The following is a 12,449-nucleotide window of genomic DNA, read 5'->3' as shown; positions in this document are numbered from 1 at the left end:
ATGTGTTCACCCTCCGATCCCGGCGGCACGAGGCAGACGGCACCGAGCGCCGTTCCGGGCGCCGCCGCCCCCGCGCCCGGAAGGCCGCGGCGCTGGCCGGCACGGTCGCGGTGCTGGCGGCGGGCGTCTTCGTCCTGTCGCCCGGTGACGCGGACGCGACCGCACCGGCGCGCGGCGACTTCGACGGGGACGGCACGTCCGACCTCGTCTACCGCAATGTGGCGGGCCAGCTGTACGTCAACACCGGCGCGGCCGAGACGATGGCCCTCGACACGGACGTGGCCAAGGTCAAGGACGTCCTCACCCCGGGCGATCTCGACTCGGACGGCGTCCAGGACGTGCTGACCCTGAGCCCGGCCGGTGTGCTCTCCTTCCACACCGGCGTCTACGCCCGCACCCCCGGCGGTCTGGGTTCGTACCGCGCGGTCGCGTCCGGGTGGCAGATCTACGACAAGGTCGTCGCCCCGGGGGACCTGAACCGCGACGGCAAGGCCGACCTGCTGGCCCGCACCCCGGCCGGCACCCTGTACTACTACCCGGGCAAGGGCACCGGTGCCTTCGGCAGCAGGGTGACGGTCGGGGCGGGCTGGCAGCAGTACGACGAGCTGATCGGCGCCGGGGACCTCAACGGCGACGGCGTCGGCGACGTCCTGGCCCGCACCCCGGCGGGGGTCCTCTACCGCTACACGGGCAAGAAGGGCGGCACCTTCAACGCCCGGGTCAAGGACGCGAAGACCGAGTGGGCCTCGTACGGACAGATCATCGGCGGCGGCGACTGGGACGGCAACGGCAGGACCGACCTGCTGGCCAGGGACTTCGCCGGTCAGCTCTGGTTCTACGCCGGCACCGGCAAGGGCACCTTCGGCGCCAGGGCCGCCCGCAGCAAGGGCTGGGGCAAGGTGACGCAGTTCGCGGGGGCGGGGAACAACCCGCACTACGGCAAGTTCGGTGTGCTGGCCCGCACCTCGGCCGGCGCGGTCTACAGCTACCAGGTGACCGGCACGGGCACCCTCACCGGCAGACTCCTCGTCGGCACGGGCTGGCCCTCCTCCACCACCCGCCTGTCCTATGCCGTCTCCCTGCGCCAGAACGGCCTGGCGGACCTGGTCGTCCACTCGGTCGGCACGGGCAGACTGACCAACCCGGCGTCCTACGCCCTCTCGGACCCCACCCTCGCCACGGGCTCCACCTCCTACCGGCGGATCGTGGGCCCGGGTGACCTGACCGGCGACGGCAGGAGCGATCTGCTGGCCGTCACCGGCGCCGGCACCCTCTACCTCCACGCGGGCGACGGCACCGGCACCTCGGTCGCCTCCCCTGCCAAGATCAGCACCGGCTGGCAGCGCTGCAACGCCCTGGTCGGTGCGGGCGACTTCACCGGAGACGGCCGGCCGGACCTCCTGGCCCGGGACACCTCGGGCACCCTGTGGCGCTACGCGGGCACGGGCTCCGCCTCCGCGCCCTTCGCCGCCCGGGTGAAGGTGGGAACGGGCTGGCAGACCTACAAGAACCTCTTCTCGCCGGGCGACGCCAACGGCGACGGCAAGCCCGACCTGATGGCCACGACGTCCGCGGGCGCCCTGTACTTCTACGCCGGCACGGGGACGGGCGGCTTCAAGGCCCGGGTGAGCAAGGCGAGCAGCGGCTGGGGGAGCTGGGCGGACCTGCTGTGAACCGGGCCGGTTCTTCTCGGGATACCGGATTCGGTGACGGATACCCCGACTGGCCGGAACGTCATTGATCGCCGGCGATCGCCGCCGATTCTCTTTCGCTCGCCGTGGACCGCGGGATGGGCGTTTCCTCGCTGTGTTTCGGCTGTTCGGGTGAGAGTATGGAGCGCGAGCGTCTCGGAGACAGCCGATGTGAGAGAAGCCATGCTGAAGATTCTGATCGCCGAGGACATGGTGATGTTACGCCGGGCGTTGGCCGAACTTCTCTCGCTGGAAAGCGATTTCGACGTGGTGGCCGAAGTCGATCGCGGTGATGAGATCGTCCCGAGGGCGCGGGCGCTGCGACCGGATGTGGCCGTACTCGACATCGGCCTTCCCGGCATGGACGGCATCACCGCCGCCGCGGCGCTCTGTACCGCCGTGCCCGACTGCCGGATCCTCATGCTCACGGGGCTCGGCAATCCCAGCACCCTGCGCCGGGCGCTGGCCTCCCGGGCCACCGGATTCCTCTGCAAGGACGCCAACCCCGCCCAACTCGTCGGCGCCATCCGGGCGGTGGCCGCGGGCAAGCGGGTCGTCGACCCGCACCTGGCGGTCGCGGCGCTCGAAGAGGTGACGCAGCCGCTGGCCCCGCGTGAGCTGGAGGTCCTGCGGCTCGCCGCCGCGGGCGAGGGCACCGCGGCCATCGCCGGCCGGCTGTTCCTCTCCACGGGCACGGTGCGCAACTACCTGAGCAGCGCCGTGGTCAAACTGGGCGCGCGCAACCGGATGGACGCGGTACGGATCGCCCGTGAGGGCGGCTGGATCTGAGGCGCTCAGGCCACGGTCGCCGAGCCGTGCATCCCGCTGTCGGAGGGGTGCCCCGGCCGGACGAGCCAGTGCCGGGGCGTGGCCGTCTTCGCGGGCAGCGGGACGACCGCCGTCAGGCAGAACCACTTCCCGTCCATGACCTCCGCGGTGAGTCTGCCCTCCACCGCCTCGATGCGGTCGCGAAGGTTGTTGAGGCCGCTTCCCGGGCGGGTGCCGCGCAGCGCGGTGGCCGGGAAGCCGTCGAGCCCGTCGTTGGTCACCGTCATCCTGACCGCGCCCGGTTCGCGCTGGAGCCGGACGGCGCAGTTGCCGACCCTGCTGTGCCGCAGCATATTGGTGACCCCTTCGCGCAGCACCGTCGCCAGGGCGGTCTCGACGTCGGACGGCAGCGGCCCGGTGCTGCCCCTGACCTGGGTGTGCACGCCCAGGTTCCGGAGGGTGGCGAACAGGGTGTCGACCTCGGCCGTCAGGGACATCGCCCGGTAGGTCTGCGAGACCGCCCGGACATCGACCAGGGCACGCTGGGTGGTCTCCAGGATCTCGGTCAGCTCCTGGTGCACACGGGCGTGTTTGGAGGGCGGCAGCCGGCGGGCCAGTTCGCTCTTGAAGGCGATGGTGGTCAGGCTCATGCCCAGCAGATCGTGCAGATCGCGCGAGAAGCGCAGCCGCTCGGCCTCCACGGCCAGCCGGGCGAGCTCGTCGGAGGTGCGGTGGGCGTCCTGGACGAGACGGGTCAGCTCGGAGAGCCCGAACACCACCAGGCCGGTCAGCGTGGTCGCGACCGTCCCGTACCCGAGTGAGCCGCGGCCCACTCCGCTCTCCAGCACCAGCAGGCTGGACGATGCCACGATCGCCGCGAACGTCAGCCATCTCCAGCGCGACGGCAGCACCAGCAGGGCCGAACCGGCGAGGGTGCCCGGTGCGGCGAGCCAGGCGTCGGCGAAGGTGAGGAAGGGCAGATAGGTCAGCAGCGCCTGCAGTCCGAGGGTCCAGTACCGCACGCGGGTCAGCCGCGGGGACAGGTACCCGAAGGAATGGGCCAGCTGGAGCCCGTAGACGAGCAACAGGGTCACGATGCCCGCGGTGAACCTGACCGGGGAGAGATGGTCGTCCAGCAGATAGGCGACGGCGACCCCGAAAAAGGCCACGAGGACCGCGATCGTGATGGCACTGGAGGTGCCGAGGGCGAGGTGTCTGCTTCTCGCGTCGTCGCGTTCGGTGCGCACGCCGCCGGTGTGCTGGGCAGAACCTCGCATCTCTTCTCTTCCCCCTGGGAGAACCGAACGAGTCAATGAGTCAGGTTGTGCCGCCCGTTATCCTCTCATGGCATCGTACGGGAGTGCGGTAAACGTAATTCCTCAATCCCCTTGTTCCAGAAGAGCGATTCGCGCACGGAAAGGTTCACTCCGATGCGTGACGGAAATGGGAATACCCCATTCCGTCATAGGTGCAGGGGCAGGGGATTGAGCTCCGTGTAGTCCGTCGGCCGGGTGAGCCGGCCGAGTGCGACGGGTACGTCGAAGAGCCGGCCGGGACCGAATCCCGCCCAGTGCGGGCGCAGACCGGGGATCAGCACCTTGGCGACGGGCAGGTCCACATCGGGGCGGGTCTGGTCGAGGACGAGGACGTCGAGGCCGTGCCGGCGCAGCAGCGCCACCAGCGCGTGGACCTGTGCCGCGGCGTCGGCGGGCGGCCGCGGCGCCACGGGCGGCCGGGTGGACCGGCGGGCCGCGGGCAGCAGATGGGGCTGGTCGGCGGTGGTGGCGTGCCGGAACCAGCCGAGGGCCTCCGGGTCGGTGCCGGTGTAGGCGGAGGACCCGTCGGCCGGTTCCTCCGTCAACGGCGGCAGCATCTGGTTGAGTTCGGTGAGCGCCCGGCGCAGCGCGACCCGGGGATCGAAATGCGCGCCGAAGCCCAGCACGATGTCCTCGGCCTTCTTCCCGGTCCGGGCCGAGACCGCGGCGACCACGGGAATGCCGAGGTCGGAGGTGAGATCGAGGGCCCACACCGTCCGGCCCAGCTCCCGGTGGACGGCCCGCATCCGGCTGATCCAGGGATCGCGCGGCTCCAGGGTCACACCGGGCTGCCGGGTGCGGTTGTACCACCACAGCGCGATCGCGTCCCGCTCCACCAGCTCCAGACAGCCGTGCACGACGGCGTCCTCCAGGCTGGTGCCGGCGGCGGCCCCGTTGGAGGTGGCCCGGCAGAATCCGGTGTCCGCGTCCGGGGCGTTGTAGTAGAGCAGACTCGTGGGCGCCAGCCGCTGCCGTCGCTCGGTCAGGGACCAGACGGGTGTCCAGTCGAGCGGGGCGTCCTCGTCGAACGGCTCGGGCACCTGGTGGAAGGGGCCGTGCGCGCGGTTCCACGCCGCCCGGTCCTCGAACTGCCGCCGGTCGAACAGCTGGACGTCGTCCGGATGGACGGCGAGCGGCGCCAGCTCGCGATAACTGCCGCGCCGACGAGGCTCGTCGCCCTGGAAGTAGCCGCTGTACCGCTCCAGCGCCTCCGCCAACGCGCTCGCCCTGGCGTGGAGTTCGGAGACGCCCTTGCCGGAGCCGGGGCTGCGCAGCGGGGTGTGCAGCGGGGGCGGCCGCTCCGCGGACCAGGGCGGATGGGCGCCCGCGTGGAAGCAGTTGAGGAACTCCGGCCCCCGGGGATCCCGGCGGATCTCGCCGACGAGACCGGTGACGGGGTCCACGAGATGCCCGTACCGCTCCAGCAACCGGTCCGGACCGTACGCCCGGTGGCCCCCGCCCGTGGTGTCCGGCACCGGCCGGGGGGACAGCACGACCGGAGCCGAGACCCGGTCGCGCACCAGCAGCGGATCACCGCAGCGGGAGCACTGCGGGCGGCGCCGCACCGGATGGCGGCTGCTCTCCAGCGTGCGGGTGTCCAGCCGCCACAGGCTGCCCTGTTCGGCGCCGCGGTACCCGGCCAGCCACTTCGTGGCCTCCAGCAGCGCCAGCTGGAGGGCCGCCGTACGCCCTGCGGGCAGGTACGCCGGAGGGTGCTCGGCGGGCCCGCTGTGCCCGAGCCGGTGCTGGACGTACGCCTCGCCGCGCCGGCGCAGCCGCAGCCGGTCCGCGAGACAGCTCCAGCAGGGACCGTCGCCGGGAGAGAGGAAGGGGCCGATCCACAGGTGGGTACCGCCGGCCCGTACCGGCAGCCAGGTGCGCCCCGCCGCGCGGTGCTCGGCGTCCAGGGCGCTCAGTCGCGGATCGAGGTAGTCGTGGCACAGGGCCAGGGTCAGGTCGGCGGGCCCGCCCGCGGCCGCCGCGCGCAGCCCCGCCGCCGGGACGGCCTCGCGCAGCGCGCCCCCCGCGCCCTCGGTGAGGTCGACCGCGGCCAGCAGGGCGTCCCGGCCGGCACCGGGCCCCGCCAGGCCGGTGAGGGCCCAGTAGGCACGCTCGGGTCCGCCTCCCCCGCCGGCGCCGTCGGCCCCGTCGGGCGGGTAGGCGTGCAGCAGACCCGCGTCCAGGAGCCTGGTCACGAGCCGTTCGGTGCGGTCGGCCGACAGCGCGGGCGCCGCGTCGGCGACGATACGGGGCAGATCGCGGCTGCCGTCGAGCAGCGGCGCCAGGACGGCGACCTGCCCTCCGCCCAGCGCGGTCACCCGGTCCTCCGTCAGCAGGAAGACGGGCTCCCCCGGCACCGATGCGACCCGCAGATGCGGTGCGAATCCCAGCCGGGGGAGCCCGTGTTCCGGCACCGGACGGCTCATCGAGACGTACGGCCGCCGTCCGTGGCGGACGCCGTGCCGTGCCAAGGGGTCCAGCAGATGCAGATGCGGCCGTCGGGGATCGCCGACGGGTCGTGGCCGAACTCGGTGATCACGAGATCGTCGACAGCACCGGAGAGGGCCGCGTCGCCGTCGGGAAGGGGCGTGATCCGAGACATGTGCACTCCTTGTCGCCGTGGACTGCCTGCTCCATGAGCCGCGTCGGACCGGGCCCGGCCCTGCGCAGCGCCGCCATCCTCGCGGGGCCCGGCGGGGGGATACCAGTGCGTCCCGCACAGGGACCATATGAGGTTTACACATCTTGCGCATAGGTTTCTCCTATGCCTGTCCGGGACCACGGCACTGGTTGACGGCCGAAGCAGCCAGCGAGACTCCATGGGCAAGGAGCTCTTCGCGGTGCTCCGCCGACCACATGGCCGACCACCTGGGGGAGACAGACGTGGACATATGGTTGCTGGGACCGCTGACGGCCGAGGTGCGGGGCCGTTCGATCGTGCCGACGGCCGCGAAGCCGCGCCAGATCCTCGCGCTGCTCGCGATCCACGCCAACCGGGTCCTGCCCGTCGGGACCCTGATGGAGGAGATCTGGGGCACCGAACCGCCGCAGAGCGCGCTCGCGACCCTGCACACGTACATCCTGCAGCTGCGCCGCCAGCTCACCGCGGCCTACGGCCCCGACGGCGAGGTGTCCGCCAAGGACGTCCTCGTCACCCAGTACGGCGGCTACTGCTGGCAGGCGCCCGAGGACGCCGTCGACGTACCGCGGTACGAGCAACTGGTCGCGGCGGGACGCCTTGCCTCCGCCGAGGACCGGCACGAGAAGGCGTCGGCGTACTTCCGTGAGGCACTGGCGCTGTGGCGGGGGTCCGCGCTGGTCGACGTACGGATCGGGCCCGTGCTGAGCATCGAGGTGGCCCGGCTGGAGGAGAGCAGGCTCGGCGTCCTGGAACGGTGTCTGGAGGCGGACCTGAGGCTGGGCCGCCACGCGGAACTGCTGGCCGAGCTGATCGAGCTGACCGGACGCCACCCGCTGCACGAGGGCCTGCACGCCCAGTGCATGACGGCGCTGTACCGGGCGGGCCGCTCCTGGCAGGCACTCGACGTCTACCAGAGGCTGCGCCGCCGGCTCGCGGAGGAACTGGGGCTTTCGCCGTCCCCGCGCCTGCAGCGCCTGCAGCAGGCGGTGCTCGCGGCGGAGCCGTGGCTGGACGAGCCCAGGTGCGGGGAGGACGTGCTCCTCGACCGGATGATCGGCTGACCGCCCCCGGGCGGCTCAGCCGTTCTTGGCGACGAACTCCACGATGGACTCCCGCATGTAGTCGGTCATCTCCTCGGTGATGCCCGGGTACACCCCGATCCAGAAGCTCTGCTCGGTGACGATGTCGGAGTTGCGCAGGTCGCCCGCCACCCGGTGCGGGGTGCCGAGGTACGCCGGGTGCCGGGTGAGGTTGCCGCCGAACAGCCGCCGGGTGCCGATGCGCCGCTCCTCCAGGAAGGCGACCAGGTCGCGGCGGGTGTACGTGGCGTCGGGCAGCACCGTGAGGACGAAGCCGAACCAGCTCGGGTCGCTGCCCGGTGTCGCGGTCGGCAGCAGCAGACCCGGGACGTCCGCGAGCCCGTCGCGCAGCCGCTGCCAGTTGCGCCGGCGGGCCGCGCCGAACTCCGGGAGCTTCTTCAACTGACTGAGCGCCAGGGCCCCTTGGAGGTCGGTCGCCTTCAGGTTGTAACCGATGTGGGAGAAGATGTACTTGTGGTCGTAGCCCTTGGGCAGATCACCGAGCTGGTAGTCGAACCGCTTGAGGCAGGTGTTGTCCTCGCCCGGCTCGCACCAGCAGTCCCGGCCCCAGTCGCGGAACGACTCGACGATCCGGGCCAGTTCGAGGTTCCTCGTCAGGACGCACCCGCCCTCGCCCGTCGTGATGTGGTGGGCGGGGTAGAAACTGACGGTGGCGAGGTCCCCGAACGTGCCCGTCATCCGCCCCCGGTAGGTCGAGCCGACGGCGTCGCAGTTGTCCTCGATCAGGAACAGCTCGTGATCGGTGGCCAGTTGCTGGATCTCCGCCACCTCGTAGGGGTTGCCGAGGGTGTGCGCGATCATGATGGCCCGGGTACGGTCCGAGATCGCCGCCCGGACGCGCTCCGCCGTCGTGTTGTAGGTGCCGAGTTCGAGGTCCACGAAGACGGGCGTGAGACCGTTCTGGAAGATCGGGTTCACCGTCGTGGGGAAACCGCCGGCCACCGTGATCACCTCGTCGCCCGGACGCAGCCGCTGATCGCCGAGGCGGGGGGAGGTCAGCGCCGAGAGCGCCAGCAGGTTCGCCGAGGAACCGGAGTTCACCAGGTGCGCCTTGCGCACGCCGATGTGACGGGCGAACCGGCTCTCGAACCGCCGGGAGTGCGCCCCGGCCGCGATCCGCAGATCCAGGGCCGCCTCCACCAGGGCGACCCGGTCCTCCTCGTCCAGGACCGCTCCCGAGGAGAGGATCGGTGTCACTCCCGGCTCGAAGTTCCCCGGCTGCTGCTGCCGGTGGTACGCGCGGACCTGCTCCAGGACCAGGGCCTTGGTGTCGGATGTCATAGCCGTCCCTCCGGTAAGGATTGCCTCGGGACCATGCTGGGGCCGCCCGGTCGAGGAGCCATGGAGTCCCCGCGGAAAGGACCTGCTCCAGCGGGCTTCCAGGGGCCTTCGACCTGCCCTGGCTAGCTTGTGTCGGCGACGTATCCGACAGGTGAGGTGGCAGATGCCCGAGGACACTCCACGACCGGTACTCCGCATGGGGGTTCTGGGCTGTGCCGACATCGCCGTGCGCCGGATCCTGCCGGCGCTCGTGGAGCACCGGTCGGTGCGGCTGGTGGCGGTGGCGAGCCGGGACCGGGCGAGGAGCGAACGGCTCGCGGCCCGGTTCGGCTGTGCCGCGGTGACCGGCTACCGGGCGCTGCTGGACCGGGACGACATCGACGCGGTCTATGTGCCGCTGCCGCCGGGGATGCACCACGAATGGGTCGCCGAGGCGCTGACCGCGGGCAAGCACGTCCTGGTGGAGAAGCCGCTCAGCACCGCCTACGCCCAGAGCGCCGAACTGGTGGCGATGGCCGAGCGCCTCGGTCTCGCGCTCACCGAGAACTTCATGTTCCTGCACCATTCCCAGCACGCGGCGGTACGGGACATGGCGGGCGAGGTCGGTGAACTGAGGGTCTTCTCCAGCTCCTTCGGAGTGCCGCCGCCCCGTTCCGCGTCCTTCCGGCACGATCCGCTGCTCGGCGGCGGCGCCCTGCTGGACGTGGGGGTCTACCCGCTGCGCGCGGCCCAGCTCCACCTCTCCGGGGAACTCGACGTCCTCGGCGCCTGTCTGCGCGTCGACGAGTCCACCGGGGTCGACGTCGCGGGGAGCGCGCTGCTCTCCACCGCGAGCGGGGTGACCGCGCAGCTCGACTTCGGGTTCCAGCACTCCTACCGGTCCGCGTACGCGCTGTGGGGCAGTCGCGGCAGGATCAGCGTGCCGCGCGCCTTCACCCCGCCGCGGGAGCACCGCCCGGTGGTCCGCCTCGAACAGCAGGACCGGATCACCGAGGTGACCCTCTCCGCCGACCACCAGGTGGGCAACGCGCTCGACGCCTTCGCGACGGCGGCCCTGACCCGCACCGGCCGGACGGCCCTCGGCGAGTCCCTCCTGCGCCAGGCCCTCCTGGTCGAACAGGTACGCAAGGCGGCGAGGGTCGTCACGGTGTGAGCCGCGCCCGCCCCGGCACCGGCCCCCGACGCCGGCACCGGCCCCCGACGCCGGCACCGGCCCCTGACGGTGGCACCGCCCCCCGACGGGAGGGAGCCGGGTCCGTCGGGGGGCGGTGGGTGGGGGGTGGGTCAGGGCTGGTGGGCCGGTTCCGGGGTGGGGAGGGGGTGTGTGCGGTGCCAGGCGACCAGCTCGCGCAGGCCCTCGTCCAGGGAGCGCAGGGGGCGGTAGCCGAGTTCCGTGCGGATCTTCGTGTCGTCCACCGCGTAGCGCAGGTCGTGGCCCTTGCGGTCCGGGACGCGGCGCACCCGGGACCAGTCGGCGTCGCACAACTCCAGTAGCTTGGCCGTCATCTGGCGGTTCGTCAGGTGGGTTCCGCCGCCGATGTTGTAGATCTCGCCGGGCCGGCCGCCGGTCAGCACCGCGTGGACGGCGCGGCAGTGGTCGTCCACGTGCAGCCACTCCCGGACGTTGTCGCCGTCCCCGTACAGCGGCACCGTCCGCCCGGCCAGCAGCTCGGTGACGAACAGCGGGACGAGCTTCTCCGGATGCTGACGCGGGCCGTAGTTGTTGGCGCACCGCGTGATGCGTACGTCGAGCCCGTGCGTGCGCCAGTAGGACCGGGCGACGAGGTCGCTGCCCGCCTTCGACGCCGCGTAGGGCGAGTTGGGCAGCAGGGGCTCCTCCTCCGTCCAGGTGCCCTCGGCGATCGACCCGTAGACCTCGTCCGTCGAGATGTGCACGAAGGTGCCGACCCCGCAGCGCAGGCTCGCCTCCAGCAGCGCCTGGGTGCCCAGCACATTGGTGCGGACGAACTCCGCGGGCCCGGTCAGGGAGCGGTCGACATGGGTCTCGGCCGCGAAGTGGACCACCGCGTCATGCCCGGGGACCACCTCCAGGAGCGCGTCGAGGTCGCGGATGTCGACCCGCCGGAAGTCCAGCCGGGGATCGTCCAGAGGCAGGTTGTCCGTGCTCCCCGCGTAGGTGAGCAGGTCGACGACCGTCACCCGCTCCGGCGGGGGCCCGGGCAGGCTGCCCGCCAGCAGGGAGCGCACATAGTGGGAGCCGATGAAGCCGGCCCCGCCGGTGATCAGGACACGCATGGGGTGGACGCACCTCCGGGACGTCGACGCGCGTGGGCGCGGTGCCGGGCGGTCAGCCGCTCCAGTACGGGCACGACCTGCGCCGGAGTCGGATCGGACCTGGCCTCGGCCCGCAGCCGGGCGGCGGCCGAGGCGAACGAGGGCTCGTCCAGGAGCCGTACGAGTCTGCTGCGCAGCCCCTCCACCGTCACCTCGTGGGAGGGGAGGTGGAGACCGGCGCCCAGTTCCTGCTGGCGGCGCGCCCGCTCGATCGCGTCCCAGATCCAGCCCATGGCGATCTGCGGCACCCCTTCGACGAGCGCCGTCGACCAGGTCCCGGCACCGCCGTGGTGTACGACGGCCGCACAGGTCGGCAGCAGCGCGTGCAGCGGTACGTGGTCCACCAGGCGCACATTGTCGGGAACACGGGACAGCAGCGCCCGTTGCTCGGCGTCGAGCGTGGCCACCACCTCGATGTCGAGGCCCTCGATCGCCTCGAGGACCAGGTCGACCGGGACCGCGTTGGGGAACTCGGAGGTCCGGGCCGTGAGCCCCAGGGTGACGCACACCCGGGGACGCGTCGGCGGGACCCGGAGCCAGTCGGGGACGACGGCGGGCACCGGGCCGTTGTAGGGGACGTAGCGCATGCCCACCGTCGGCCGGTCCGACGGCGCCCGGAAGCTGCGCGGCACCTGGTCCACCGACCACTGCCCCGTCACGGCCTCCTCGTCGAAGGGCACGCCGTACCGGCCGAGCGTCCACTGGAGCCACTGGCCGACGGAGTCCTCGGTGTGCGGCCCCCGCTCCCCGTCCGTGCCGCGGGGACCGGGGCCGAGCTGGGTGAGGAAGGCCCGCCGCATCGACAGGAACATGTCGGGGAAGGACAGCAGCCGCGCGTGGGCGGCGCCGGTCACCTTCGCCGCCACCGCGCCGGCGAACGTGAACGGCTCCCAGAGGATCAGGTCGGGCTCCCACGCACGGGCGAACGCGACGAGTTCGTCGACCATCGGATCGTCGTTGATCAGGGTGAAGAAGGTCGCGGTCATCATCGTGTCCCAGCCCTTGAGGAAGGCCGGGGTGAGCTGACCGGGGGCGTCGGGGTCCAGGGACTGGTCTGCGTGGTGGGAGAGCACGGAGTCGCCCACGCCCTTGACCATCTCGTCGAGGCCGGGGTCGGCGCCCACGGGGACGGCGGTCAGTCCGGCCGCCGTGATGCTCCCCGTCAGCGAGGGCTGGCTCGCCACCCGGACCTCGTGCCCGGCGGCCCGCAGCGCCCAGGCGAGCGGTACGGACCCGTTGAAGTGCGCGTCCATCGCGAAGGACGTCAGCAGAACCCGCACGGTCGGTCCCTTCTGTCGGTCACGCCGGTCACGCCGGTCACGCCGGTTACGTACGTCATGCCTGGCACGTCCGTCAC

Annotated in this window: 10 protein-coding genes; 4 read left to right on the top strand and 6 right to left on the bottom strand. The window is 72.1% G+C overall.

What is annotated here, in order from left to right; translation table 11 throughout:
* Window positions 1-2 precede the first annotated feature (2 nt).
* Both U5640_RS14505 and U5640_RS14500 read left to right on the top strand, forming a co-directional pair.
* A complete protein-coding gene (locus tag U5640_RS14505) occupies window positions 3-1,673 on the top strand; it encodes a VCBS repeat-containing protein (protein WP_340376220.1) in 1,671 nt (556 codons plus the stop codon).
* 201 nt (window positions 1,674-1,874) lie between these two features.
* Window positions 1,875-2,480, top strand: coding sequence for a response regulator transcription factor (locus tag U5640_RS14500; RefSeq protein WP_340376219.1), 606 nt, complete (start codon window positions 1,875-1,877; stop codon window positions 2,478-2,480).
* A gap of 5 nt (window positions 2,481-2,485) precedes the next feature.
* Here the strand turns inward: U5640_RS14500 and U5640_RS14495 are convergent, their stop codons facing one another.
* The 3 genes from U5640_RS14495 to U5640_RS14485 form a co-directional block, all read right to left on the bottom strand.
* On the bottom strand, window positions 2,486-3,736 hold the full coding sequence (locus U5640_RS14495) for a histidine kinase (protein WP_340376218.1): 1,251 nt from the start codon (window positions 3,734-3,736) through the stop codon (window positions 2,486-2,488).
* Between the two features lie 185 nt (window positions 3,737-3,921).
* A complete protein-coding gene (locus tag U5640_RS14490; RefSeq protein WP_340376217.1) occupies window positions 3,922-6,189 on the bottom strand; it encodes a TOMM precursor leader peptide-binding protein in 2,268 nt (755 codons plus the stop codon).
* 8 nt (window positions 6,190-6,197) lie between these two features.
* A complete protein-coding gene (locus tag U5640_RS14485) occupies window positions 6,198-6,377 on the bottom strand; it encodes a hypothetical protein (protein ID WP_340376216.1) in 180 nt (59 codons plus the stop codon).
* Between the two features lie 281 nt (window positions 6,378-6,658).
* Between U5640_RS14485 and U5640_RS14480 the strand changes: the two genes are divergently transcribed.
* The gene (locus U5640_RS14480; protein ID WP_340376215.1) at window positions 6,659-7,477 is read left to right on the top strand and encodes an AfsR/SARP family transcriptional regulator; all 819 of its coding nucleotides are present in this window, start codon (window positions 6,659-6,661) and stop codon (window positions 7,475-7,477) included.
* A gap of 15 nt (window positions 7,478-7,492) precedes the next feature.
* Here U5640_RS14480 and rfbH read toward each other — a convergent pair whose 3' ends face one another.
* A complete protein-coding gene (gene rfbH, locus U5640_RS14475; RefSeq protein ID WP_340376214.1) occupies window positions 7,493-8,797 on the bottom strand; it encodes a lipopolysaccharide biosynthesis protein RfbH in 1,305 nt (434 codons plus the stop codon).
* Between the two features lie 163 nt (window positions 8,798-8,960).
* On the opposite strand from rfbH, the gene U5640_RS14470 reads away from it, so the two are divergent.
* On the top strand, window positions 8,961-9,950 hold the full coding sequence (locus U5640_RS14470) for a Gfo/Idh/MocA family oxidoreductase (RefSeq protein WP_340376213.1): 990 nt from the start codon (window positions 8,961-8,963) through the stop codon (window positions 9,948-9,950).
* 131 nt (window positions 9,951-10,081) lie between these two features.
* On the opposite strand, the gene rfbB is transcribed toward U5640_RS14470, so the two are convergent.
* Entirely contained in the window at window positions 10,082-11,053 is a 972-nt protein-coding gene (rfbB, locus tag U5640_RS14465) for a dTDP-glucose 4,6-dehydratase (RefSeq protein ID WP_340376212.1), read from the bottom strand.
* Complete coding sequence (locus U5640_RS14460) at window positions 11,041-12,372, bottom strand: activator-dependent family glycosyltransferase (RefSeq protein ID WP_340376211.1); 1,332 nt, start codon at window positions 12,370-12,372, stop codon at window positions 11,041-11,043. Before U5640_RS14460 ends, rfbB begins: the two co-directional genes overlap by 13 nt.
* Between the last annotated feature and the right edge of the window lie 77 nt (window positions 12,373-12,449).

The sequence above is a fragment of the Streptomyces sp. SS7 genome, assembly GCF_037993025.1.
Lineage (GTDB): Bacteria > Actinomycetota > Actinomycetes > Streptomycetales > Streptomycetaceae > Streptomyces.
Note: the sequence above shows the minus strand (reverse complement) of the source record. Positions and strands in the feature narration are given on the sequence as shown.